This is a genomic window from Sphingobacterium sp. UGAL515B_05, assembly GCF_033097525.1.
Classification (GTDB): Bacteria; Bacteroidota; Bacteroidia; order Sphingobacteriales; family Sphingobacteriaceae; genus Sphingobacterium.
In genome coordinates this window covers 3,804,701-3,831,433 of sequence record NZ_CP109907.1, presented here as the reverse complement: position 1 = coordinate 3,831,433, position 26,733 = coordinate 3,804,701, and the positions used below count along the sequence as shown (strand labels likewise).

Below are 26,733 nucleotides of genomic sequence, written 5' to 3'. Positions count from 1 at the left end.
ATCAATTATCCCAAGCACCAAATCGCTTTAGACCGTCAATTGCTGTTAATTATGACACTATTTGATCGTTACGGCAAAAGCATATTCATCGGGAGGAAGACATTGTGAAGCGTCACAAGCTTGCCATTCCACTGTACCTTTTACTGTTGCAGTTCCTTTGTTGAGCGAAACTTTTTGCTGAAAGATCACTTCATTTGTAAAGTATCCTACATCCATTTTGAAAACCTCTTCGTGTTTAATCTTTGGTTTTGGTTCAGCTGTCTTACCTACCAACGCATAATCAACGGCTTTACTGAAATTGAAAGATGTTGGAATTGGTCCTCCATCTTTTACATTTTGAGAGTAAATGTGCCAACCCTCTTGAATGGTAGCCTTCACGTAAACCATAGCTTCCTTGTTGTTCAATTTTTTGCTGGCTACAGTCCATTTTACAGGTTTATGGATCTGAGCGAATGCGCCCGAAACGGCGAACATAACCACGGTCACTAACAATAAAATCTTTTTCATGTTTGTATCAATTTTTCAGTTTATTATTTCATCGGCAGCACATTTCAAACAGTATTTTTTCTGTAAAAAACACCATTTAAATGCTTACAACAATATTCGCTATAAACAGAATAAAACACAACATGATCACAATAAAACAATAAATTTTATCAAAAAACACCAATTAAACCATATTTTTTACACTTTTAGAGGCTCAGTTTTTTCAATTCCAGTAATATATTCAAAAAAGGCTATCAGACTAAAACAAAGGGAATTGTCAAACATTGTCTGTTGTGAGCTTGTGAACGCGTTCTGCGCTACAGCTCCATCCCGAGCTAATCAATTTTACATAATTATCTGTATCTTATGCATGATTCACATTTATGCCATGGCTATACCAACCACAAAAGACGAACTCCTTCAAGCTATCCGTACAAATTACAGCAAGCTTGTCTGTGAACTATCAGATATTCCAGTCGATCAAACTAATCTTCTTATACTCCAGGGTCATGCTAAAGGAACAGTAATGAGTATAAATAATCTAATTTCCTATTTAATTGGCTGGGGTGAGCTGGTTCTCAAATGGAATAAGAAAAGTGAAGATGACAAAGAGGTTGATTTTCCGGAGACTGGTTTTAAATGGAATGAGCTAGGCAAACTGGCTCAAAAATTTTATCAGGATTATGCCCACCTAGATTTTACGACTTTGTGCGCAAAATTAGATCAAACTGTTTTAACAATTATGGAACTCCTTGAGCAAAAAAACAAACATGCAGTTGTATGGTGTAACCTGGTATGGAAAATGGACCTTAGGCAGAATGATTCAATTTAACACCGCTTCACCTTATCAAAATGCAGTCGGGAGAATTCGTAAGTGGAAAAAAGAGAAAAAATAGTAAACCATCGCTGGATAAATATTGTTATTCAATAAACACATATATTCATTACTATGGGAAATCTATTATATACTATCGCTGTTATTTTGGTCCTGATATGGGCAATCAGTTTTTTTGGTGGATTCGTTGGCGGAGGACTAATTCATATTCTTTTGGTTATCGCTATTATTGCAGTGCTTCTGCGTGTAATTAAAGGAAACGCGTGAAGACTGTAAGCAGTTTATTACGATAAAAAGCTCCTCATTTTTAACGCTGAGGAGCTTGTATTTGCTGTAAATTCTTTAGCTAAGGAACTTAAATATTCAGATCTCCTTCTTTACCTATATCTTCCGTTTCACCTGTTAGTCTAACTTTTAGCATTTTAAACAGGTTAACAATCATATTGGAGTCTGAATCCCAATAATGAGCATCTTTAGGCGTAACACGCAACAATCGGATATTGGGATCCTCCTTACCTTTCTCAAACCATCCTTCCATCATTTTGTTCCAGTAACGATCGATCCTTTCCTGATCTCGCGAAAGACTCGCTATACCATTTATACTTAGAAAGGTGTAGTGTTTTGGGTCCGCATAAAATAAGGAAGCTCTTGGGTTTTGTGCGATATTCTTAAAGGTATCGCTCTCAGCAGAACAAATAAACCAAATATCTCCATCTTCGTCTACTTCTTGTCTACTCATTGGAACCCCATGTGGATACTCCGATTCAGCTGGAAATGAACACACTGTTCCCACATCAATTTGATCTACAATTGCTTTAAGCTTATCTAAAGCTTCTTTGTTATTTAAATTATTCTCTGCCATAATATGTCGTTTATTAAGGAACAATATCCTATAGAAAATCGTTTATTTTTTTAGCAAATTCGGGCTATATTCGGCAGTGAATGGGGAAAAGTACGAGTAAAAAAAGATAAATCAAGTAATTTTACGCGCTCATAATACTAACAATATTAGTATTTTTACGTCAAAATATTAGAAAATAAATCATGTTTGGTTTTGATGATAAATTGCAAATATTAGCTGATGCCGCTAAATATGACGTAAGTTGCAGCTCAAGCGGAAGTAAACGAAAAAATAGTGGTGGTATAGGTGATTCATCGACTAGTGGCATTTGTCATACCTACACCGAAGATGGTCGCTGCGTCTCCCTGCTAAAAATTTTAATGACCAATTATTGCATCTACGACTGTTCATTTTGTGTGAGCCGACGAAGCAATGACGTACAACGAGCCGCATTTTCGGTAAAGGAAGTTGTCGAATTGACCATGAACTTCTACCGTCGTAATTATATTGAAGGTCTTTTTTTAAGTTCGGGTATTTTCAAATCTGCCGACTACACCATGGAACGCTTAATGTTGGTCGTTAAGAAACTTCGAACGGAAGAACGTTTTAATGGTTATATCCATCTCAAGGCGATTCCGGGTGCGAGTGAATCGTTATTAAAAGAAGCAGGTCTATATGTTGACCGGATGAGTGTGAACCTCGAAATTCCCACTGAGGAGGGGCTCAAGCTCGTTGCCCCCGAAAAGGACCATCAATCCGTTCGCGAGCCGCTATCGATTATTAAAAATGAAATCCTCAACCTTCAGCAGGATCGAAAAAAAGACAAGAAAACACCCTTGTTTGTACCAGCAGGCCAAAGTACACAGCTGGTTATTGGAGCGACTCCAGAAAGCGACCTACAGATTATGCAGGCCGCCAATACATTCTATAAAGATTACAATCTCAAACGGGTTTATTATTCGGGATATATTCCCATCAACGCGACCGATTCCAACCTTCCCCAAATTGGGACATCACCGCCTCTTGTACGTGAAAACAGACTTTATCAGACAGATTGGCTTCTTCGGTTTTATGGTTTTTCGCTTCATGAAATACTCAATAGTACGCATCAACAGCTCGATCTGGAAATAGATCCTAAGCTTGCTTGGGCGCTACGCAACCCGCAATTCTTTCCCATCGACATCAACAGCGCTACGTATGAATGGATTATCCGAATCCCCGGTATTGGCAGACAATCCGCAAACAAAATTGTACAGTCACGCAAATATGGAAAATTAAAAGAATATCAACTTCGAAAAATAGGCATTGCCTATAATCGCGCCAAATATTTTATGGTTTGCCAGGATACGCTCATCGCTGGAGGCTTCCACTATCCCGAAAACATCAGAAAGTCTATTCTTGAAAGTAACCCTCGTACAAAAATTACGGCTTCTAATACCCAGCTAACACTTTTCTAATGGACTATATTTTTGACGGAAGTTATTCCGGATATCTTTGTTGTGTATTTGAAGCCTTTGAACGGAGAGAATTTGATAGCATTCCCACAACAGAAAAGTCTGTGGAAATAAATATTTTTTCGGAGAAGCGACAGGTTCATACTGATGTTAAAAAAGCCACGCGCATTTTAGTGGCAATGGAAAAGATACTTGGAAAAAAAGAAACAAAAATTTTTTATCATAACTTTTTGTCCGATAATCAATCGGAATGGCTCAATGGATTTCGACTCATTATCGAACTTTTTCGAAGGGGAAAATTGGATATACGCAATTATGGATACCCACCTATACTCCGTATCCATCAGACGATCAAAAAGATCAGTCGCGAACGACACCGCATGAAGGCTTTTATCCGATTTGTCAAGTCCAACGATAATCTCTACACAGCCATCGTTGAACCCGATTTCAATGTGATCCCCCTGGTTGTAGACTTCTTTAAAAACCGATTCGCCGACCAGTGCTGGTTGATTTATGATATACGGCGAAACTATGGCTTCCATTATGATGGCAAAAATATCTTAGAGGTATCAAATAATAATGATAACGAGGTTCAAGATCCATATCAACTAGAAGTGGATCTCGATCCTCAAGAAAAGGATTATCAGCATCTCTGGAAGACTTATTTTAAGAGTACCTCTATTGAATCACGCAAAAACCTGAAGCTTCATTTAAGACATGTTCCCAAACGTTACTGGAAATATCTCGTCGAAAAACAATAAGTCCCTAATCAACGAAAATCCTATTCATATCATTATTTTGATCCGCCAAATAGCTTGCTCACCAACCAAATGACAATAGCGACTACGACAACAACCAATAGGATGCCCGACCACACACCAGCTTTAAATATACCCTCTATTGCTGCACAGCTCGACACGAGCATCAATAAACTCGACATGAGTGCAAATGGAATTATCTTTTTCATAAATACCTGTTTTAATTATTAATTGGAAGTATGACAATACTGACGTTGAAAATGTTTTACAGCAATGACGTTCATGTACTTTTTACATCTCGCTGCCGATACGTCTGATACGTTCACTGCATTAAATACTTGGGTAGTCCGTATTTTTTTGTCACAACGTGAATGCGCTACGTTATTTACACCCTAAAAATACGGTTAACGGGACATGGGAAGCTTTTGGGTACAGCATTTGATTCTGTTTACCCAAATAGCAAAATAGTATTTAAACAATAATTGACTAAAGATATGGACACAATACACCAAAAAGCACAAAAAATAGGATTGGAAAAAGGTTATTATCTATTATTAATGGCTATATTGGATTTACCTGTTGATGGTAAGGAAAAATCCGAAAAGAAAAAATAAACTTGGGTCCCCGGATATACAGGTAGCATTCCACGGTCTTAATAGTATAAAGTATTTTCTTAAAAAAATGTTCCTCCTATCGTTGGGATAGGAGGAACATTTTTTTAAGAACTCATTTTAATACTGCTTTTTTAATATCCTTCGTTCTGTTTAAAATCCTTCGTCACATCCATAACACTTTGTGGAATCGGAAACAGACGCCTGAATGGCTGTGTTGCCGGTTTGGCACTATAAGGCAGATCATACTTTCCGAAACGTATCATTTGTGGGCGACGAAGCAGCTCCCAGTAGGTTTCAAAAGCAATTTCACGGTAAAGATCGCCCGCATTCAACGAGGAAATTGTCTTCCCAGGTTCACTTCCATAGAGTGACTCCCTTGTGCGTGATGAACGTAATTTGTTAATATCGTTGAGCGCCAAATTCACTTCTCCTTTTCTGAAATAAGCTTCTGCACGCATGGTGTAAATTGCCCCAAGGCGCACCAATGGTATATCAACATTGCTTGAGCCATTGCCGTCCCCGGGATCGTATTCATATTTAAAAACCCGAACACCACGATTGATTTGATCTTGTTTAAAGACAGCCTGTTTGGGATCGTCAAAATTGAGTTCTGGAGTAAATACCATCTTTGTACCAGCGCTTTTCTCCATAGACAATTGCGATACCTTAATACGTCCGTCTACGGTCATTTCAAAAGCCCCATTTGCAGTCAGCTTTGGCCCATACTGTTGGCCTTCAATAATACCGCGGTTAAAATGAAACCACATCAGATTTGTCCCCGGTACAATATCTGTCGATGGAACACTTTGCTCCCGATCATTATAAAACCAAGTACCGTCGCTATATTGATATTTTCTTGAGAAACGTGGATCATCATGATTTCCATTCCATGTGGCATAAAATTCAGGTGTGATACAGGCTGCATTGGTACCACGATTTACCGGAGTAGGCCGCTGGTTACGTTCAACGCAGACGTAAGCAAAAGAATTGGATCCATTTCTGATCTTATCGATTTTCTGTGTAATTACCCAGATTAGCTCAGGGCCTTTCTCATTTTTAATGGAAAAGCTATTAAAATAGTTGCTTTCCAAACGGAATTTTGAAGAATTGATCAGCAGTGACGAATAATAGATGACCCTATCCATATCTGTTCCCTCACCAGAGACAGCTTTCTCGGTAAATTCATAGGTATTTGCCATCCTGTTTTTAAAAACAGCACGATTGAGATACATCTGTGTTAATAAACCGTAGGCTGCTTCCTTCGTAAATCGACCATTGTGGGTGGATTGATCGCCCAACGAAGCCAAATCAGGAAGTAATCTTTCGACTTCTACAATCAGTTCATCAATCGTAGAGGCTGCCTTTTTTATTTCCAGAGGAGCACGTTCATCCAAGGGGTCTCTATAAGGAACCTGACCATACAAATCCAGAACCGTATACATGTAAAATGCCAATAGTCCTCTGGATTCAGCAAGAAAGAGCTTTTTTTGTGGGATATTTGACGCTGTCACAGCTTTAATCGCCGTCATTGCTCGTGTGATTCCATTGGTTAACATATTCCAGTTGTCCGTGACAATGGCATTATCTGGTGTCCAGGTAAATTCATGCATTGAACGCCATTTACCACCATCGCCCCAATCACTTCCACGGGTTGCCAAAATAGCTTCATCAGTGGTATATTGCTGGAGCGCAAAAACCCCACCATGATCAACAAAAGTTCCTTTTCCCAGACGATCATAAGCCGCGGCCAATGCGCCTTCGGGATTTGAAGCATCGTCACCAAGCACCTCATCGAGTACTTGCTCATCCAACTTTGTACAACTACCTAAAAGCAACATAAAGGATAGGCAGAGGATATATTTATTAAAAAAAATCTTTTTCATCACTAAAATTTAATCGTTGCACCAAATAAAAATGTCTTCGCCGAAGGATAGGCCGTATAATCAACCCCCAGCGACTGGTTGCCGTTACTTACACGCGGGCTGTTGATCAACGGATCATATCCCGAATATTTTGTTACCGTCCATAGGTTCTGTCCTGTTACGTATAATCCAACGGATTGAACCCATTTCTTGCTGACCAAAGGTATCGTATAGCCTAAACGAACAGAATTAAGACGAATAAAATCAGACTTTTCGAGGTAAAGCGTTGAAATCTGCGGGTTATTGGAAGGACTGATATTGGGCGCATAATACCTATTGGACACATTTCTATCCGATGCCAGATTATTAATATTCAAGGCATTCATCGCCATATTATTAAAATTATAACCGCCCAACTGTCCGATAAATGAAAAAGAAAAATCAAATGCCTTATAGTACATTTGGCTGTTCAGACCGTAGGTAAATTTGGGTAAAGCCCCTTCGATAATTCGACGCTGGTCACTATATTGGTAATTACCTTTATCATCTACTCCTTCATAATCCCATAAATAAAAGGAGCCGGCAGCATATCCGCTCTTATAAATATTGACGTTCACACCAGATTGCCCTGGTCCTGCAATAGCGCCGGAAAGAATTTCGGATACTGGCAAATCTTCGATCTTATTTTGCAGTGTAGCACCATTAACATCCACTGTCCAGCTAAATCCTTCCTTATTGATCAACTTTGATCCGAGTAAAAACTCAAATCCTTTATTCACCAATTTACCATCGATATTGACCCATATATCGGCCGTAGGGCTCAATACCTGCGAAGGGATATTTAATATTGCATCTGTGGTGGTTTTATTGTAGTATTCCAATGTTCCGTACAATTTACCTTTCCACAAATCAAAATCAACACCGAAGTTTGTTTGTGTCACAACCTCCCATTTTAAATTTGGATTGGGTGTACGATTGACAGATACGCCGTTGACCAGTGCAAGGTCGTCATTCATGTAATAGCCATTGCCAGCTGCCAAGGAATAACTCGCTTTGGTGATCTTATTCTGCACTTCTTGATTACCCGTATTTCCCCAACTGGCCCTGAATTTCAAGTCATTCAGCCAATTGGTCTCTTTCAGAAAGTTTTCCTTAGCGATATTCCAGCCTAAAGCAAATGAAGGGAAATAACCATATTTGTTATTCTTTCCAAATCGGGTCGATCCATCGGCGCGCAAGGAAGCTGTCAACAGGTAACGATTGTCATAACTATAGTTTACACGTGTAAAATAGGACTGCAGTTCATTCTCCTGAGAAAAACCTGTCGCTGTTGTTGGACGTCCAGCGTAGCCCGGATTATTTTCAGGAAGTACACCTTCCCCCTTATTTGCGATACCATCAATGGTATAACCATTTCCTCCATTATCAAATTTCTGATAGGAAAATCCCGCTAAAGCTTCAATTTTATGTTTATCGATCAGCTTACTATAATTCAGGTAATGCTCGAGCAGGGTATTTTTCGAATTCTGATTATATTTCATGAATCTTCCTCGTGGATTGAGGTCGGTAATATTGGGGAAAATAGTGGTATTCCGTTCACCCATGGCGCGGTCAATTCCTAAATTGAACTTGTATACCAGCCCATCGATAATGCGAAAAGAAATATCCAAATTACCCAATGCACGCAGTGTCCGCGTATTATCCCGATAGATATCCAACAGATACATCGGGTTGTAATGCGCATTCATATTAAAATTTGTAAAATTCCCTTTGTCATCAAATACCGAACGGGTGGGATTAGCCATCAAAGTATGTGTAATCAATTGGCCAAATGCCCCTGTATTGTCACTTGTCGGTACACCGATATCTTTGGTTTCACTAGCCGTAAGGTTAAATCCAACCGTAAGCCTTTTATCATCCAAAAACGATTCGGAAGCATTAACACGAGCAGAAGTTCGTCTAAAATCACTGTTCTGCACAATCCCCTGCTGGTCCATTTGTGCAGCAGACACATAATAATTACCTGTACTACTTGCCTTTGAAAAGGAGAGGGAATTGTTCCTTGTTTTTGCCGTGCGATAGACCACATCCTGCCAATCGGTGTTACTACCATGATCAAACGCCTTATCTTTTATTGCACTGCGGTATTGTTCGGCAGACATCACATCTACTTTATGAGCCACCGAAGAAAATCCCAGATACGAATCAGCCGTCAGATTGGCCTCCCCCTTCTTGCCCTTTTTTGTCGTAATAATCACCACACCGTTAGAACCTCTTGCCCCGTAGATTGCCGCTGCCGAAGCATCTTTAAGTACCGTAATGGATTCGATATCGCTTGTATTCAGAAAATTCAGTGGATTTTTAGGTCTACTTGAACCAAAACCGATATCCTGGCCACCAGGGCTCACATTTTCATTGCTCAAGGGTACTCCATCAACAACAAATAATGGTGTACTGCCACTGCGGATAGAACCTACCCCTCTAATCGTTACATCCACGCCACCGCCTGGTTCGCCGCTGTTCCCTACTACACGCACGCCGGGAACTTTACCTTGAATTAGATTATCGGCCGAGATGACAGCTCCCTGTCTGAAACTCTTTTCGTCCAGCTGATTGACAGAACCTGTTAGATCCTGCTTCGTCTGCTTTCCATATCCCACAACGACAACCTCATCCATTGCATTGATAACCGTATCCAATTGAACAGTCAATACATTGTTATTGTTGACAGCGACATCTTTAGCCTGGTAACCTACGATCGTAAACTGAAGAACAGGATTTTGGCTTTGTACCTCAATTCGGAAGCTACCATCCGCTTGGGTACTGGTCTTATTGCCCATTCCTTTTTCTGTTACCGTTACAGCAGCAAGCCCCTTACCGTCTATTGATTTGACTACCCCTGTGATCTGCCGTTTCTGAATATTCATCCGAATGTCTTCTGTTTTCGACAAGGCAGCCGTGGTGCGATTCAATACAATATTATTATCTACACGCTTATAATCGATCTTGTATCGCTTACAGATGTCTTCCAATACATCGTTAAATGGTACATTTCTATAATTTACATTGACAAGCTTATCTTCCGAAAAGATGGACTCGTTAAAGAAAATATTAACACCACTTTTCTTCTGTAGGTCTTTGAGAACGGTAGATAGTTTGGCATTTTTCATGGATAAACTTACCTTTTGTGCGTAAGTCATCGCTCCGACATGCATATTTGCGGCAAATAAGAGCGGCAAAGCAATAGACAATTTCATTGAAATTGGAATTTTAAAGCATACGTTTTCCTTGATCGGGAAAACGCGAGCCCGATTTTTTTTATAAATTTGCATTGGTTGATAAATTAATAATAAGCGACTTGATCTATCAATCTAGGATTTATCCAAAATCCATCAATTAGACAGGAGTGCTTCCAACACTCCTGTTTTTTTCCTGTTACATTACCTCTACCCTCCTTTCTTTCCGCTCAAAGCGGACACCCCCGGCTAGGGCGATTGTTTTCAACAGTTTATCGATATTTTCATATCGGGATATTGAACCCGAAAAGCGAACTTTTTCTAAATTGCCATGATAGCGGATTTCGACGTCATACCAACGGCTAATTGCCTCCATCACCTCATAGATTGAAGCGTCGTCAAAGGCAAAATTCCCATTTTTCCATGCCATAAAGTAAAAAGGATCAACCACAGCTTTGGTAAATACAGCTTTCTTGATATCGTATCGTGACTGTTCATTGGGTATCAGGAACTTCTCGCCAACTTGGGCTCCCGCATAGGTCAATTTCACCTTTCCTTCAGTAAGTGTAGTAACTACCTGCTGATTATAACTGGAGATATTAAAAGCCGTCCCTAGCACCTCCAACGACTGTCCACCCGTTTTCACGATAAAAGGAATACGTTTGCCTCCATTCATAAGCTTCGTGACCTCAAAGTAAGCTTCACCTTCCAGATCAACCTCTCGAATCTGCGCCCGAAAATTGATGGGGTAGCGAATTTTCGTCATAGCATTGAGCCACACCTGTGTACCATCGGGAAGCACCAATTTGTACTCACCGCCTTTAGGTGTCACTATCGTATTATATACCAATTTATTTTCAGCTTGTCCCTGCGGGAAATGATAGGTAATTTTTCCGTCCTTGGTTTTACGAACAGTAAACGATGTGCGCACAATGGTGGTATCTCCAATGATTTTTTCAAGATCGACAGCAGTTCCATCATCAAATAGGATCTGTGCTGTCTGTCTTCCCGGGACTACGATCGAATTTTGGTTAACGACTCTTCTTTCGCTAGTCTGTTTGGAAGCTTGTTGTAAATAAAGATATAGTGAAGCTGCAAAAGCACATAAAAAAATAGAAGCGGCCATTTTAAGCCACAAGCGTCTTGGTCGTCCGGTGTTACGGGTATCAGGAATCGCTTTAATTTTTTCACCCGCCTCTATGCGCAATAAAATGTGTTGAAACCGTCGTTCTTTGTCAATAGCAGCCTGCTCGACAACATGTTCCCCCTTTTCCCATTGCTCTTCCAAAGCAGTAAGAAACTTAGGGTCATTTATCAATTCCTGAATCCGTTTTATCTCTGCCGCGTTACAAGAACCTCTTCTATATTTTGTGATCAGTTCACTGTACTCCTTATTTTCATTCATGCTTTCTTTGCTCTTCTATAATAACTAATCGAGCGAAAAAGAAAGATGTACCAATGGAGTTGAAAATATTTTAAAAAAAATAAAAGCGACATCATCCCCTTGATTATCTAGGGCACTAATACCTATGCTATGTTAAAGCTACTTTAGGTTATAAAAAAAACAGAAAAATCTTGTCCAGACGAAGGCGGACAAATTTGCTGGCCAATGCCAGATGATTGCGTACCGTATTTTTGGATAGCCCCACCTGTTCGGCAATATCCTGATAACTATGATCCTCCAGCTTATTTAGGCGGTAGATATGCTGCTGCTGTTCAGGAAGTTCTCCGATGATTTTTTCCAATTCCTGTTGCAGCTCACGGTAGTCCAGTTGTTGTGCAAGGGCCTGTCCAGCCTCTTCCCAATCTGCATGCCGCTCGAGTTCATATTGGTCGCGCAATACCTTTCTTCTAAATCCAGAAATAGCCATACGTTTGGCCACGCGATATAAAAAGGGATAAATTGATTCCGGTGCATTTATTTTTTCACGATAACGATATAATTGCACAAAAGCTTCCTGTGTAATCTCTTCCGCCTCTTCCGACTGACCTGAGAAATATAAAGCACGTGAAAAGATCTCTGGTTGATATTTTTCAAACACACGTCGAAAAGCCTGCTCATTTCCTTGCTGGAAAAGAGTGAACGTATTCATCTCTATAGGCATTTCCTTTAAACTCATCGGTTGTTTCTTATCGTAAAAAAATATGGATAAATAAACGATGTCCATTTAACTTTACTGTTAAGCGAACATAAATTTATCTCGATACTTTTTTGGTAATAGAAGATAATTGGTTGAATCTTATTACTAAAATATAAAAAGGAAATGGAAAATCCATTTTTATTCTTTTTATCAAGCCTCAGGAAGGCGTTATAACGGAAAAATAAAGCCTTTTTCAGTTTTGAAAAAGGCTTTTAGACGTATTTAAATTAACAGTTTTTCCTAAACTCCTCAGGGCTCATTCCTTTATTTGCTTTAAAAAATGTACTGAAATATGGTACATTTTCAAAACCGAGTTCAAAAGCAATTTCTTTTACCGTTTTAACAGTATGGTAAAGCAAACGCTCTGCCTCCAATAGTATGCGCCCACGGATAATACTACCGCAGCTAGTCGATCTTTTTTTGCGACAAATCCGATTGAGATAATTGATCGATATATTCAATTGCGCTGCATAAAATGACGGATAACGCTGCTGCGTGTAATGGCTATCAACCAACGACTCAAAATTTCGGATCTTATCGTCGCCTTCATCCTGCTCTGTAGCCACATGATCGACCACGATTTGCCGCCCCAAAATCTGGAACAGTATGGTTAAGTAGCGGTTTAATTCGTCATTAACGCTCAATTTTATTGAATTATAAGCAGACTGCATCAAACTTACGACCTGTAGACAACTGGTCACACTTTCTTTTGAGAGTACAAATGTATGCTTACACCTGCTCCTTAAAAAATGAAAGTAGTTTGTTACTTCTGTGTTCTGTCGTTCCATGAAAAACGATTCCGTAAATAAGACACTGTATCCTTCTATGGACGAATCCGCCTGAAAACTACATACGCAATTTGAATTTATGCTAATTATATCCGGGGCACTTACAAGATGTACATTTTGATCGGCTACCAGAAACAGTTCACCACTCTTAACAAACAAAAGGCTATAAAACGATCTTACATGTAGCGTATTCTGATTTGCTTTAGCTCCTAAAAAATCTGCTATAGGCATAATAACGATTCCCCTCGAAGTGGAATCAATATCTTCTAATTTTAAAAAATCTAGTTTCTCTTTTCGTACTACCATTTCTATATGATTATTCTGTAAAAAACACTTGTGGAATAATCAAATAATTGGCGGTCTAAAAATTTCAGGTAGGATCCCCCTAGAGGTATCGGAAGCAAAGGTTTTCGGATAGATAATCTTCACAACAGGTACTATTGGAGAGCACAGCAAGATTTCCTTCATATACTGCACGAAGACCAATGTTTCCATCCCCTTCATTTTAGCAAGTACATCGTTTACATCCTTTTGTTCAACCGTTTTCTCACTGAGGTAACAGAAACCTTTGCAGCTCACGGCCGGTTCAAAACGATTGACACAGAGATTTTGCGCGATATACGTGCGATTGCACTCAAATTCAATAAATGCCCACAATAGATTGGTTGCCTGCACACATATTGCCCAAGCCATTATCATACAAAACCACCATCTACAGCGCTGAAACTTCATTGATCCGATCTATTTTGCAGTGCTATTACGTTCGCGCAAATATTCTAAAATGGCACGCGCCTCCTCTTGCTTCAAGCCCAAACTAATCATTGGTGAAGCATATTCCTTGCTAAGCGCTTTCGCGTCGCCATCCTTCTCCAACATAGTTGCCGGATCCAGCATCATGTTCATAATCCATTCTGGTGTGCGACGTTTGATGACAGCATCCAATGATGGGCCAACTAATGTACGATCAAAACTGTGGCACATTGCACATTTTGAGACAAATAATTCTACCCCCTTATTTGCAAGCTGCGCATCAAAGGCTTTGTGTTCAAAGGACGTAATAGTCCCTACGCCTTTGGATCCTTCTGTTTTATAATCGAGCATCGCAGCGGGCTCAGCTGCAGAAGGTTGTTGAGTACGATCTTCTTTCTTGGCTTTTGTACCCTCATTTCCGCTACACGCCAGTATAGCTACAAAACCGAAACAGCATAGGATTACGTTGATTCTCTTTTTCATTTTTATTGTTTAAGTATATTGGTAAAATAAGTTCTGAACGTATTAATTGACCTGTATCAGATATTTAATATCATCCTGATTTGATTTTTTGCCCGCTTTCCATAGTTCGACAATGACTTCCCAGCGACCCGGCATAGAAAAATTAACAGTGCCTTCATAGTAACCATTACCTGTACTTTCGGCCGCTGCATTCCCCAAAGATTCCTGTCCCATAGCAGGCATAGTGGTCTTTAGTTTAATGACATAATGATCTAATACCGGAAAATGATGACCATCCATTTTATTCATTAAAAATCGAATCGGATGTTTTCCCTGCTTTACGCTATCAGGCAATAGACAGGAAATAAATACGCGGCTATCGTCTCTGGTTCCTGAACTCATCGTTCGCATGGTTGCTGCGGCAGTAACCGGAATCTTAATGGCGAGCGTATCTTTTATACGACCGTGACTGCGTATCGTATGTAATTGCCAACCCGTTCCCATCTGCGGGATATCTGCCATTATAAAAACCATCCGGCTGCTATACCAGCCTTCACCAAGCGCGATTGGAGGTTCAAAGGGGCCACCATGCTTCATGCGTCCCATACTCATTTCTGGATAGAAATCAAGCGACTTATCATTGATCGGCTTTCCCAAAGTATCTCTTAAACGCAGGTAAATAGTATGATATTTATTGTTGAGTTTGGCATCCGCAAATACGGCATATTTGGTAGCCTCCCAAACTGTATCCGCTATACGGACTAGATCGGTCTCCTTAGGCCGGATAAAATCCGTAGCATTCTTACCGTTCTTTTCTGAATGATCGGCAGTACAGGATGAAGTTAAAAAAGTAACTGAAAACGCGAGCAGCAGTAAGATTACGCCCCCGACAGTCCCGACACGGGAATATAAATTCATATGTATTGATTTAAATCTTTTGAAAATAGACAGTACCTGCCATCAGTCAACATGCCGACAGCCCGTACGAAAAGCAAAATGACTTAAACCAAAGGTGGATGAAAAATAGTAAAGATTGGTCTATAGGAATAGTTTGCCTGATATGCTGGAAGTAAGGTCTCCGCAGCTGCTTCTTCAAAAAAAGCGATATCAAGGTTAAAATGCTGCTGATTATTGATAAATACAACGTCAATGATACGTGATTCAAGGTTCTTTTGTTCCTTCTCCTCATGTTCACGCATTTTCTTCATCAAAATACATTGTCCTCTACAGGAAAGTGCCTTTTCGTTGAATCGATTGATACACTCATTCTTAGCGATATAATCTCTGTTAAATTCAAAAACAGTCCATAGCCATACCGACGAGAAGCTCTGCAGGAGCATCAGCGGCAATAGAATCCATATCAATTGTTTCGCTTTCATGTATCGCTAGTGCAGCAAATATACTAATTATTGACATACCAGCAACGAATTGTTTCTTTTCAATATGTCCATATACGTTCTGAAAAATCAATAACTTTTGGTACATTTAACTAAAAATCACGGGCTTTGAGCAAATGAAGTTTAATCCTCTTTTAATCATTAAATTATTTCTTGGGCTGTTTATCTGCGTTGGAATAGGTTTGACCATATTTATGATTGCTCATGACAGCAAAGTCGTAGGTGCCTATTTCGTTTCTGGACTTTTCATCCTATTTCCCGGTATTATCCTATACGGTATGACTGCTGGATTTCGAGTCTCTGAGAAAACCATGGCACGACAGATAGCGCAACAGGAAAGGGTAACATCTGATGCTAAGGGCCTATCCCACCAAATCCCCCTGCTAAAAACAACCCAATTTATTGCGTGGGAAACTATCGAAACCATTGTGTACAGCAACTACCACAGCGACGATCGGGTACAGTTCATCTTTTATCTGACACAACCGGCATTTCAAATCGCGTCAGAGAAACCGGGATGGATAGCCAAAGCACTCCTACCCCTGATAAAAAAAAGTAAAAAGGTCGTTATAGATGAGAATTGCATCAATTTTCCCGAAATACCAAAAATGCTAGAGAAACATTTTTCCTCCATCAACCCTGTTGACATAAACGAAGTCCATGGAAAAGGAACACTACTGAGCTCAAAGACCACCTTAAGGGAAAATACGGTTCAGATCGAAGAATATTGGAAACCTAATCCAAATTTTGAACCTGAAAAAGTCATTTATGACCGCTACAACCGGACAATTGATGAACTGAAACAATCAAAAAACAGCTAAAATTTGTTTTCCTGAGCAAAATCACCCGCGTCATCGTGCAACATTCAACAGGTATTGCTTATTATTTATTACTACGTTGGTACATTGGCTGAGTGATATTTATGTCTGCAGCTGTGGCAAGCAGAATAAAAATCCAAAATAAGCTGATCGGAGATATGACATAAATTCCAGCAATTGTTGCTGATAAAATGGATAAATTTGTCCCTACTAAAATTATTGCGATGATTGATAGGATAACAGCATACTGGAATGACCGTAGTACTTCCTGGCGCAAGGAACGGGATGAAGCCTGGTCCCGACCAGAAACTGAACGCTGGCTTGCGTTTTTCAAGTCCATCCGTAGCCAGACTGCGGGCAATAAAGTACTTGAGGTTGGTACTGCTACGGGATATTTTGCCAACATTATGACCCTTGCGGATTTTGAGGTTACTGCCGTTGACCTCTCCCCACAGATGATTGAATATGCAAAACTCGTTAGCCAAGAACTAGAAGTTAGCGTACACTACCGAGTCATGGATGCACAAGAACTGCAATTTGAAGCCAATACCTTTGACCTCGTTTTCACGAGATTGATGACATGGACCATCCCCGATCTTGAGCAATGTTACCGTGAAATGGAACGCGTGCTTAAGCCGGGTGGAAAACTGATCAACCTGGATGCCGATTTTGGGAAAACGGTCTTTAGTACCGACAGGCATGATGAATGCCCATCCGGCGCTATCGATCAGATCAATGACATCAAATCGGCATTGGACATCAGTGCACATCAACGTCCTGCGAAAGACGTCGAACTATTGGAAGCAGTTGGATTTGGTTCTATTGAAGTCGATATGGATGCCCAAAATCGTATTCTTGAGCTCCCTGTTGAAACTGAAGGGCTTTTCATGCTGGAAGCTATCAAAAAGTAAAATTTGAATTCATCCTAATAAAGCCATGTCAGGGCCTATGTAGATCACATTCGAAATACAAAACAAACAAAAAGCCTCCATTGAATGGAGGCTTTTATGGTTTTAGCAAACCGAATTAAAACTTATAGCTAAAACTCCCGACAACATTCAATAGCTTTTGTGCATTAGCTGTAGTGTAACCAATCCAATAGTGCGCATTGGTCAGGTTATCTGCTTTTGCCCCAACTCTGAACTTCTTCGTATCATAGAAGACATTGGCATTGAGAACAACATATTTAGGCAATTCAAATGTTCCATTTGTCGCATTGATAATCTTGTTGGCACTTGCATAGTTTCCACCGAAGCCCAGACCAAGGCCTTTTAGGTTGCCGTCCATAAACTGATACGTAGCATTGAAGTTTGCCAACCATGGTGAAGACGCGGTATTCGGTCTCTTACCCAAAACAGTGGCATCTGTCGTTTCTGTAAATTTAGAATCATTGTAGCTCAGCCCAGCGATCAATGAAAAGCCTTTGACCAAATAAGCGTTCACTTCCAATTCAACACCTTTACTGTTGCGTTTCCCCATTTGCTGTTCGATTGCCCTTCCCTGTGGTGTATAACCTATTGTCTGTAATGTATTCTTAACATTAATGTTGTAATAATTAAGTGTAGCATTAACTTTTCCATGCCATAGATCTGCTTTAAATCCACCCTCCCATTGGTTGGCTTTTTCGGGGTCCGAAAGAGAAAGGTTAGAGGCTGTATCGGAAACAAAATAGCCATTGCTCGTAAAGCTATTCTGATAGTTACCAAATACCGATAATTTCTCTTTCACAATTTCATAGACCAACCCTAATTTGGGCGACCATGCTCGCTGTGTATAGGCCGGAGTTTCATTGGAGCCTTTCACTCCGCCATTGAATTTAACGCTTTCATAACGAATCGCCGTCATCAGGTTTAAGCCCTGTACAGGTGTGATGACATTGGATACATAAGCGCTATAGGTATTCGACTTATTTTTCAATGGCCAGGTTGCGTTATCCCAAGCCGGTGTATTGCGGATTGAATTATAATATTTTGTTACATAGTCAGCATTGAAATTGCTGTAGTCTGTTTGCCCCGTAAAAGGCACAAAATCTATTACACCGAAGTAAAAGAATTGATCATTGCGCGTACGCAGATAATCTCCGCCCACAACTGTCCGGTTACGCATATGACCGATATGAAAGTCAAAATTAAAATTTTGCTGCACCTGTAGATAACGTTGCTTGCTATCTGCGGTAGACTGATCACCGCGGTATAAACCAACTTCCTTATCGTTGGGATCAGCACCATACGATTTCGTCGTGATATAGAAATAAGGATTGAAACCATTGGAGTAACTATAGGCACTATTGATCGCTGTCGACGATCGGATATGTTCGTTAATTTTATAATTGACCTGTCCGAACAAATTGCGCGTGCGGCCTGTATTGTATAACCCCGATCCCACATAAGGCTTTTTATAATCAAGCCCCGCTTTCTCCAGGTCTTTCATCCCCGAAAATCCAAAAGCAGACAACGGGCCTACGAAAAAGAAGTTCTGCTCAGACTGGGCCTTGTTGTCAAACATCTCATATTCGAAGTTAACATCCACTTTATCATTTACTTTCCAGGTTAGACTGGGAGTAAACGCAAAATACGTATTGTGTACCTTCGGGTTTTGAAAATTTCCTTCGGTCGTATAGGCTGTATTAACACGAAACAGAACGCTTTTATCCCTTGTCAACGGTGCATTAAGATCTGCCTGCGCGCGATAATAATCATATCTTCCAGCCGAAACCAACACATTGCCAGCCAGACTATCATACGGTTTTTTCGTGACACGGTTGATCACACCACCGTACGAAGTCACATTACTTCCATACAGCGTAGCTGAAGGTCCTTTTAAGACTTCTATTTTTTCAATATTCACGGCATCTACTGTACCACTTACAGGAGCTACCAAACCGTTCCGCAACGAGTTATTTGAAATAAATCCACGTAGGTTGACATAAGCGCCACCATCGCCGGCACGCCCTGTTGCATTCCACATTTTTTGCAAACCGGTCACATTGCGATAAGCTTCATCCACAGTAAAAATCAGTTGATTTTCTAAAGCCACACGATCAATTGAAGAATAAACCTGCGGATTTTCGATTGCCCGCAATGGCATTTTATTGGTGTATTCACTGTCTTTCTTGATGTAGGCATTAATGATGACCTCATCCATTTTATTCATCTTTACAGTGTCCTTTTGTTGCCCATAGGCAGCGATACTTGATAATACAGAAGCACTTAATATCAACTTCTTCATGTTTATGGTAATTTATTTGTAGTTATTTGTAATAGTGTCGAATCACAAGAAATAGAGGGACGGTAAGGGCAAGCCAACCCAAATGGTCCCATAGACCATCGCCCAACAGTGCCACAATTAGTCCAAACAGCGATAGCGCAGCCAATAGTAATGGCATACCCCAAAGTTTTAGAAAGGTATTTTTCATGGTTAAGATTCTTTAGCAAAAAATAGCTGCTGCTCTGCACGACGCCTGGCAATCCATAGATAGAGCCCTGTTATCAGAACGAAAATGGTGAAGACATCAAATACAGCCCAAACAATTTTAAGAATTGGCCCCCCATAATTTCCAAAATGCAGCGGTTCGGACAGGAACAGCGTATTGACATACCAGGGCATTTCCCGGCTATCCGTTACCAATCCCGTTTTAGCATCAATCAGAACGGGCCTGAGTAGCTTCGATGTCAGCTCTGAATTGCCACGCATAAATACAGCATAATGATGCTTGCTAGTAAAGGGAGTTCCGGGATAAGCAATAACTGCAGCCTTCATATCTTTCACACTGTTTTCAGCCGACAACTTTGCCTCCTCCAGCGAGCTATAGTTAGCTCTAAGGGGCTCTTGATTTTTATAAGGTGCAGTCATCTCGGCCAGCTGTCCCTGTTGCCAGAGCCCAAGGATCACGTCGGAGAGCGTATTGATTACACCTGTAAACCCGACAACCAGCATCCATGCCGTTAAAGCGATCCCCAACAAATTGTGCGTATCCAACCACTGAAGTCTTTTGGACCGATTCCTCCGTACCATTCCAAAATCATATTTTTTCATAATGGGCCCATATAGCACAATCCCTGAGGCAATAGAAATCATAAATAAAATCCCCATCAAGCCTAGAAATAATTTGCCAGGAATACCCAAAAACATATCGGTATGCAGTTTAAGAATGATATGCATCAGACCATCCGTTTTTGGCGCCCCCAAGATCTCCCCGGTATACTCATTAAGAACCAGATATTTACTTTTCTCATAAGGTGCATCCGGTTTATCCACGACATCAAAAAGCACCTTATTTTTTTCATTTTCATCCCAGAACGCATAGCGCACCTTCTCTCCCGGAAACCTAGATTCCGCAATTTCTGCCAACTTATCGAGGCTTAACTTCTGCTGTGTGACTACAGCCTCTTTATTTTCTTCTAGTAGATGTTCGATCTCTTCATGAAAGATCAACGGTAAGCCCGTGATGCAGAGGTATAGAAGAAAAATGGTGCAAATTAGACTTGTCCATTTATGCCAGTTGAACCAACGCTTTGCAGTCTTCTGTTTCATCGGTAGTTTTTTTGCAAATGTATTATTTTTAATCAATCTAAATAATAAAAATAAATATTTTTATAAGCTCACCTATTTGAGCGCAGAAAACAGCTACATTATTCGGTTATATTGTAACAGCTACAGTTGATAGATGTAGCGATTCCAATTGATAAACTGCTTTACCACCAATACATACAAAACGGAATATGCCCCTTACTTCGGGGTGAAACGAATGTAGGTCTTTCCTCCTATAACCTGCTCAATGGGAAAAAGCGGGAACATAATCGATCGCCGGACCGTTCATGAGAAACGATTTATCATGACAAACTTAGTTTGTCACCTAATTTTTCAAAAAAAAAGCCCGATATGAAATCGGGCTTTTACAGTGGATTGATTACCATCATGAGACAGCCTGATAAGCTTTCCGTGGAAATGAGATACGTACAGAAACACCTGTACCATACTGGTTTTCGAACTGCATTGTTCCATCAATCCGTTTGATCAAGTCTTTACAAAGGGAAATACCCAGACCTGCACCATTTCTATTCTCTGATTTTTTGCGATCCCAGCTATCGACAAAATTTAGGTTATGAAGGACTTCTGACGTAAGTTCGTCTCCTTCGTTACTGACAATGAGTTCCCATCGATCGCTCTGATCATCGATCAATTTTAGCGCGATATTACCACCAACTCGCCCATATTTAATGGCATTGCTGATCACATTTCTAAGGACAAAAGCGAGGATTCCCTTATGTGTATCCACCCTAAAGTCCGGATTCACCGAATTAATGACCTGTATATTAAAACGCTGGATTTCCAACGTATAGATCCCCAATACCGCTTCAATTTGATCGCGAATATTACAGTTCTCGGTATTTTCAAGTTTATCCCGAAGTTGTGATTCCGTCCATAGTAAGACCTCTTCCAACATCGTACGCGATCTGGCCACCTGTCCTTTTAGATTTAAAAAGATGAGTTTAAGTTCCTCCTTATCAACTAGAGAAATATCATCAATCGCCAACAAAATTTCGACCGATGCAAATGGTGCTCTGAGATCATGTGAGGCAATCGATAAAACTTTAGTCTTGAAACTCTCGGCAATTTTTAATTCCTCATTATAATGGTGAATACGAATTGCCTGTTCACTGAGGATGCTGTTGGCGGTCGTTAATTTGAGCTGTTCAACCTTTAACAAGCGGTTCTTTCGGATTAAAAAGTAGATCAGTACTCCAATAAGAGTCTTACTGATGAGATTCCAACAATAAGTAAGGTAATAATGGTTTGGCTTTGCACAATTTTTAGGTAATAAATTAACAATAATGACTAATGGAATATCAAAGCTAAACAATCACATCCTAATTAAAAAATTTACCTTAAAAAAAATTACACTTACCTCGATTCTTGCTTAACTCACTCAAAAAAAGCTAGGTCACAATATTGATCCAGCCTTTACAAAAAACTATTCTCTAATAGACAATTACTTCGGAGTCGACTTCCGCAAACTAAATTATTAAGGGCACTAATAAATTATTAAGGTCACGAACAAGAGCACTACGGTAAAAAGCCTCCTGATCAAAAAGAGAAGCCGCTTTCTAAAAGACAGTGGCTTCTTTTACTGCTTCTATTTGTTCTTTTCGTCCAGAGCGGGGCACTTTTAATGATCGGATTTCGCTTTTGTGGCTCCATCCGTTTGACTGAGAATAATTTCCTGACTAGGTAAAGCCAGTTCAATACTTTCATCAGCAAAAGTTGCATAAATTTTGGTTAATAATCCGCTCTTGACATCGCCACTATCTTTGGATATTCTGACCCAAAAATAGAGTTCGACCACCACTGCCTGCGAGCTCACCTGCACAAATTGCACAGCAGTGCCACCTGAAGAAAGAATCTGCTCGTCCTCGTCCATTATTTTTTTAAGCTGCTGAGTTACCCGTTCAAGATCTACCCCATATTTTACCTCAAGTCGAATACTGAGACGTTTTTTGGCACCACCCTGGCTCCAGTTCATCACATGTGCATTGAGCAGATCTCCATTCGGCATAATCAGATCGGCCCCCTCAGCTGTCGCAATAACACTGCTGCGAAATCCGATAGATTTCACTTTTCCCGATCGCCCACCGATCTCAATTAGGTCATCAACATTCACAGGCTTTTCAAAGGCAATGATCAAACCACTCACAAGGTTGTTGACAAGCGTCTGTAAGCCGAAACCTATTCCTACACCCAATGCCCCTACGATAATTCCGATCTGCTGAACCGGAATCCCCAGCGCCGAAAAGGCCAGAAAAAATCCAATCACGATAATCGTTATCCGAACGAGCAAAATCCAACTTCCCAGTCTAAATTTATGCTGAGCCGTACCTTCCTTTTTCTCCCATTGGGAGTCCGCAGCAAAATAGGAAACGATCTTCGAAAGCACCGTTGCACAGACCATAATTAATAGAAACACCGCGAGGTTATTGACGGAAAACTGATAGTTACCCAAACGGTGTTCGGTTTCCAAAAAGTCTCTCAAGGGATCTGCAAGGAACCTGAATTCGTAGAAATTTCTGCCAAAGAGCACAAACCATCCAACAATCAATACCGCATAGAAAAAAACCGGGGCTCTTTTGCCCACCCTATTATAATTGATATAAAATAATCTTCTTTCCTGCTTCTGATAGACCGAAGAAGCCAATTGCAATCCCTCATTGACCAATCGAATCACCCACAAAAACAAAATAAAAACCACAGCATTTGTCAATCCCGCCACCAAAAGCACTTTACTAAGGTTGAAACGCCCAAAAAGGTTCATTATAATGGACGCAAATTCCAGGAAAACCATAAATGCAATTGGAAAAAGTATCCAGCGTTCTTTGATCTCGTCGCGACGTTCCTTATTCAAGAGCGCCAGCAGACCGACAAGGCAGGAAAGGGTAGCAATGACAAGAATCAACCAACGTTCCGATCGTGAAGGTTGAAGCACGAGGTTATCTAATCCGGCTAAAATAAAAAGGGTCAGAATGGAAAGCCATATCGCCATCCAATACCCTGTTATTGCCGGTCTAAAAACGAGGGATAAAAAGACCGAGGCAACAGTCAATATGGTGATCGTAAACACAAAAGGTGGTGCGGGAAATATAAATTGCATGACGCACAGTCCGATGATTAACCCACTCAGAAGCGGTCGGTGCAACAACAGACTTGACTGAACCGTATTTTTATCGTTGATCCTCCTGCGCAATACATAAACATAGGAAACGACGACCAGGGTTGCCAGAAAAAAGAAAAGCAGTTTTCCCAGATGCGCTCTCAAATAATAGAAATAGAGCCATTTTGCTTTCACGAATGAGAAGAAGAGGATTTCATTCATCGGTCGCTCAAACTTACTTGGGACCCAAATATTGACAAAGTTGCGAGCAATCGTTCGGTTAGAGAGCCTGTTCTGGTAGTAGAGCACCTCCTCCATATCCGATTCCAGCCGTGCCAGCTCGATATTAATTTTATTCTGCAGTTCGTGGACACTGTTGATCCGCTCTGCCAATTTCAGCGTAATGGGTGAAATCTCCCTTGCGATCACCCGAATCCTGTCCATATACCGGGCAAGATTAGCAGAATCCTTGGAGATGACAAAAAGTGCGGGGTCATTGCTCAACGAGTCGAGATCCAACTGATAATTTGTGATCCTATCCTGATAACGGTCCATATCGCGTTTTAAACTCCTTACCTCTATGGAAAGTGCGTTCAAGATGTTGAAGGTCACTGTAAGGTTGCGCGATGATTGGGCAGAACCCTTGTTTTCAAAGACACCATCTTTTGCAATATCATGTAAGACGATCAGCTCCTTCAGCTCCTGGTCCACGTTCAACGAATCGAAACCTTTGCGCAGAAAGGAACGCGATTGGCTCGCCAATAACTTAATATCCTCCAATACCCGATTTTGGCGGATGGCTGCACGGTCCATTTCCAAATCCCGGACACTCCTTTTAGCCGATTCTTTAAAAAATCGTTCCGTCTTGTCTACAAATCCCTGCTGAACAGAATCTTGGGAATTACCAAACAGCACCCTTGAAAACAATATGATGAAGAAACATGCTAAAAATTTCCTGCGCATTGCCATTGAAGTTTATTTTTTTCCTTTAGGTATTTAAATTGTACTATGAACACCTAAATGTACATATATTGCTCTAATATTGTTTCATCATCCTTCATTTAGCAGCAAGATATTTTATAGTTACCCTCCCCTCAATTCGATCTTTCACAAAGCCAAAGTCGCTTCGGTCAAAACGCGATCAGTAGCCTAAAAACACGTCCGGGATCATTCAACCATGATTCCAAGGCCAATTGTGCATCCTCCACCCGATAAATAGCCGTTATCAGTTCTTCGATCGGGCAGGTTTTCATTTTCAAGTAATTCATTACCGCAGCAAAATCCTTTGCCGTGGCATTGCGCGACCCGCTGATATCCAGTTCCTTTTTGACAAAAAACTGTGTATCAAAAGGAATCGCTTCCTTTGCATACCCGATATACAGCACTCTGCCTGTATATGCAGCGGCAGCAATGGCCGCCAGGTATGTTTCCTTTCGGCCAACGGCTTCGATAACAACATCAGCTCCCATGGACTGAGTCAACACATCCAACCTCGCATGCAGATCTTCCGTAGCGCTATTAATCGTATACTTTGCGCCTAGTTTTTTCGCTAGTTCGAGCTTTTCAGTACTCACATCGACAGCAATGACTGTAGCTCCCCGTAATGCTGACCGAATGATCGCCCCCACTCCGATCATACCGCATCCGAATACCAATACAATATCGCTGTCTGTTACCGATGCTCGGTCAACGGCGTGGAAGCCCACACTCATAGGTTCCACAAGAGCCAATTCTTTGGATGAAAGCTGTCCCCCAGCGATGATCTTTTCAACAGGTAAGACAAGATATTCAGTCATGGCGCCATCGCGCTGTACACCCATAGTCTCGTTGTAACGGCAAGCGTTGGGCCTATTATTCTTACATGCGGTACAAACACCACAGTTGGAATACGGATTTACGGTAACTTTTGTACCAACCTTAAGATCAGTTGTCACATTAGTCCCCAATTCCACGACCGTTGCCCCAATTTCATGCCCTGGTATGACCGGCAAATTGACCAATGGATTCAACCCCCGAAAGGTATTCAGATCTGAACCGCAGAATCCAACATAGTCTACCTTTACGAGGACATGTCCATCCTTAACAGTCGGTTGCGGAATATCCATGATTTCCACACGTCCCTCTTTCACTATTTTTATTGCTTTCATTTATAAATGGCATCAAGATTTAAATAACAATTGCGTTGATTATGAATTGTACCAAAGCTCATATCGGAATTGATGAGATTTCCTGTTTTGGAATCTTTACTATTATCGTATAGTCAAAAATAATTATATAGAATGGAGAAAGGAACTACATTAGCGATAAAAACTAACACGATATCGATCCATCCCCATATATATCACAAAACCTCTCTTTCAAAAGTACCAAATAAAGGAAGGTTATTAACGATCAGACAAATTGCTTGATGCTAAAAAAATATTGCTCAGATAAGTTCAGCTACTAGTAAAGCTGTTATGAAACCATAGCCTTCACAAAAAACAAAACGCTCGGAATAATTCTACAAAAAACATACAACGATCTCGTAGAGATGCGTTGATTGCGCAAAAAAACACATTATCGACAACTGTAGGTAAAAAGTGCTATTTTTTTTAGAGAAAACGAGTATTATTGTATCTGAGATTAATATAGTATCTAACTATTTTT

25 protein-coding genes are annotated in these 26,733 nt (G+C 40.5%); 7 read left to right on the top strand and 18 right to left on the bottom strand.

Going from position 1 to position 26,733, the window contains the following annotated elements; translation table 11 throughout:
* Positions 1-57: 57 nt before the first annotated feature.
* Entirely contained in the window at positions 58-507 is a 450-nt protein-coding gene (locus OK025_RS15580) for a protein-disulfide reductase DsbD N-terminal domain-containing protein (protein ID WP_317665100.1), read from the bottom strand.
* Between OK025_RS15580 and OK025_RS15575 the strand changes: the two genes are divergently transcribed.
* The 3 genes from OK025_RS15575 to OK025_RS15565 are packed head-to-tail and all read left to right on the top strand — an operon-like array spanning position 506 to position 1,588.
* Positions 506-1,318 (top strand): ClbS/DfsB family four-helix bundle protein, encoded by an 813-nt coding sequence (locus tag OK025_RS15575; protein WP_317665098.1) that lies wholly within the window; start codon positions 506-508, stop codon positions 1,316-1,318. The genes OK025_RS15580 and OK025_RS15575 overlap by 2 nt on opposite strands.
* Positions 1,305-1,382, top strand: coding sequence for a ClbS/DfsB family four-helix bundle protein (locus OK025_RS15570; RefSeq protein WP_411567703.1), 78 nt, complete (start codon positions 1,305-1,307; stop codon positions 1,380-1,382). Before OK025_RS15575 ends, OK025_RS15570 begins: the two co-directional genes overlap by 14 nt.
* Before the next feature lie 53 nt (positions 1,383-1,435).
* Positions 1,436-1,588 carry a lmo0937 family membrane protein gene (locus OK025_RS15565; protein ID WP_112376008.1) on the top strand — a complete coding sequence of 51 codons (153 nt, stop codon included), beginning with the start codon at positions 1,436-1,438 and terminating at the stop codon, positions 1,586-1,588.
* Positions 1,589-1,676: 88 nt separating this feature from the next.
* Here the strand turns inward: OK025_RS15565 and OK025_RS15560 are convergent, their stop codons facing one another.
* Entirely contained in the window at positions 1,677-2,183 is a 507-nt protein-coding gene (locus tag OK025_RS15560) for a pyridoxamine 5'-phosphate oxidase family protein (protein WP_317665095.1), read from the bottom strand.
* Between the two features lie 182 nt (positions 2,184-2,365).
* Between OK025_RS15560 and OK025_RS15555 the strand changes: the two genes are divergently transcribed.
* Together OK025_RS15555 and OK025_RS15550 are read left to right on the top strand one after the other, a co-directional pair.
* Positions 2,366-3,619, top strand: coding sequence for a putative DNA modification/repair radical SAM protein (locus tag OK025_RS15555; RefSeq protein WP_317665093.1), 1,254 nt, complete (start codon positions 2,366-2,368; stop codon positions 3,617-3,619).
* Complete coding sequence (locus OK025_RS15550; protein ID WP_317665091.1) at positions 3,619-4,377, top strand: TIGR03915 family putative DNA repair protein; 759 nt, start codon at positions 3,619-3,621, stop codon at positions 4,375-4,377. The genes OK025_RS15555 and OK025_RS15550 overlap by 1 nt, the downstream gene beginning before the upstream one ends.
* 32 nt (positions 4,378-4,409) lie before the next feature.
* On the opposite strand, the gene OK025_RS15545 is transcribed toward OK025_RS15550, so the two are convergent.
* The 10 genes from OK025_RS15545 to OK025_RS15500 all read right to left on the bottom strand — a co-directional run bounded on the left by OK025_RS15545 (position 4,410) and on the right by OK025_RS15500 (position 15,606).
* The gene (locus tag OK025_RS15545; protein ID WP_198385947.1) at positions 4,410-4,583 is read right to left on the bottom strand and encodes a hypothetical protein; all 174 of its coding nucleotides are present in this window, start codon (positions 4,581-4,583) and stop codon (positions 4,410-4,412) included.
* A gap of 536 nt (positions 4,584-5,119) precedes the next feature.
* The gene (locus OK025_RS15540) at positions 5,120-6,871 is read right to left on the bottom strand and encodes a RagB/SusD family nutrient uptake outer membrane protein (RefSeq protein ID WP_317665089.1); all 1,752 of its coding nucleotides are present in this window, start codon (positions 6,869-6,871) and stop codon (positions 5,120-5,122) included.
* Positions 6,872-6,873: 2 nt separating this feature from the next.
* Positions 6,874-10,107 (bottom strand): SusC/RagA family TonB-linked outer membrane protein, encoded by a 3,234-nt coding sequence (locus OK025_RS15535; protein WP_317665088.1) that lies wholly within the window; start codon positions 10,105-10,107, stop codon positions 6,874-6,876.
* 178 nt (positions 10,108-10,285) lie between these two features.
* Positions 10,286-11,491 (bottom strand): FecR family protein, encoded by a 1,206-nt coding sequence (locus OK025_RS15530; RefSeq protein WP_317665086.1) that lies wholly within the window; start codon positions 11,489-11,491, stop codon positions 10,286-10,288.
* A 148-nt stretch (positions 11,492-11,639) separates the two neighbouring features.
* Positions 11,640-12,206: an RNA polymerase sigma-70 factor gene (locus OK025_RS15525; RefSeq protein ID WP_317665084.1), complete on the bottom strand. Its 567-nt coding sequence runs from the start codon at positions 12,204-12,206 to the stop codon at positions 11,640-11,642.
* Positions 12,207-12,454: 248 nt separating this feature from the next.
* A complete protein-coding gene (locus OK025_RS15520) occupies positions 12,455-13,321 on the bottom strand; it encodes a helix-turn-helix transcriptional regulator (protein ID WP_317665082.1) in 867 nt (288 codons plus the stop codon).
* A gap of 39 nt (positions 13,322-13,360) precedes the next feature.
* A complete protein-coding gene (locus tag OK025_RS15515; protein ID WP_317665080.1) occupies positions 13,361-13,708 on the bottom strand; it encodes a hypothetical protein in 348 nt (115 codons plus the stop codon).
* A gap of 48 nt (positions 13,709-13,756) precedes the next feature.
* Positions 13,757-14,248 (bottom strand): cytochrome c, encoded by a 492-nt coding sequence (locus OK025_RS15510; protein ID WP_317665078.1) that lies wholly within the window; start codon positions 14,246-14,248, stop codon positions 13,757-13,759.
* 42 nt (positions 14,249-14,290) lie between these two features.
* Positions 14,291-15,145, bottom strand: coding sequence for a FixH family protein (locus OK025_RS15505; RefSeq protein ID WP_317665076.1), 855 nt, complete (start codon positions 15,143-15,145; stop codon positions 14,291-14,293).
* Positions 15,146-15,228: 83 nt separating this feature from the next.
* Positions 15,229-15,606, bottom strand: a complete 378-nt coding sequence (locus OK025_RS15500; protein ID WP_317665075.1) for a hypothetical protein — start codon at positions 15,604-15,606, stop codon at positions 15,229-15,231.
* Between the two features lie 134 nt (positions 15,607-15,740).
* Between OK025_RS15500 and OK025_RS15495 the strand changes: the two genes are divergently transcribed.
* Together OK025_RS15495 and OK025_RS15490 are read left to right on the top strand one after the other, a co-directional pair.
* Positions 15,741-16,445: a hypothetical protein gene (locus tag OK025_RS15495; protein ID WP_317665074.1), complete on the top strand. Its 705-nt coding sequence runs from the start codon at positions 15,741-15,743 to the stop codon at positions 16,443-16,445.
* Between the two features lie 221 nt (positions 16,446-16,666).
* Complete coding sequence (locus OK025_RS15490; RefSeq protein WP_317665073.1) at positions 16,667-17,353, top strand: class I SAM-dependent methyltransferase; 687 nt, start codon at positions 16,667-16,669, stop codon at positions 17,351-17,353.
* Positions 17,354-17,468: 115 nt separating this feature from the next.
* On the opposite strand, the gene OK025_RS15485 is transcribed toward OK025_RS15490, so the two are convergent.
* The 6 genes from OK025_RS15485 to OK025_RS15460 form a co-directional block, all read right to left on the bottom strand.
* A complete protein-coding gene (locus OK025_RS15485) occupies positions 17,469-19,670 on the bottom strand; it encodes a TonB-dependent siderophore receptor (protein WP_317665072.1) in 2,202 nt (733 codons plus the stop codon).
* Between the two features lie 22 nt (positions 19,671-19,692).
* Positions 19,693-19,857: a hypothetical protein gene (locus OK025_RS15480; RefSeq protein WP_317665071.1), complete on the bottom strand. Its 165-nt coding sequence runs from the start codon at positions 19,855-19,857 to the stop codon at positions 19,693-19,695.
* 2 nt (positions 19,858-19,859) lie between these two features.
* On the bottom strand, positions 19,860-20,975 hold the full coding sequence (locus OK025_RS15475; RefSeq protein ID WP_317665069.1) for a PepSY domain-containing protein: 1,116 nt from the start codon (positions 20,973-20,975) through the stop codon (positions 19,860-19,862).
* Positions 20,976-21,357: 382 nt separating this feature from the next.
* On the bottom strand, positions 21,358-22,152 hold the full coding sequence (locus OK025_RS15470) for a HAMP domain-containing sensor histidine kinase (protein WP_317665068.1): 795 nt from the start codon (positions 22,150-22,152) through the stop codon (positions 21,358-21,360).
* A 459-nt stretch (positions 22,153-22,611) separates the two neighbouring features.
* Positions 22,612-25,050, bottom strand: coding sequence for a mechanosensitive ion channel family protein (locus tag OK025_RS15465; protein ID WP_317665066.1), 2,439 nt, complete (start codon positions 25,048-25,050; stop codon positions 22,612-22,614).
* A gap of 167 nt (positions 25,051-25,217) precedes the next feature.
* Positions 25,218-26,234, bottom strand: a complete 1,017-nt coding sequence (locus OK025_RS15460; protein ID WP_317665064.1) for a zinc-binding alcohol dehydrogenase family protein — start codon at positions 26,232-26,234, stop codon at positions 25,218-25,220.
* Positions 26,235-26,733: the final 499 nt, after the last annotated feature.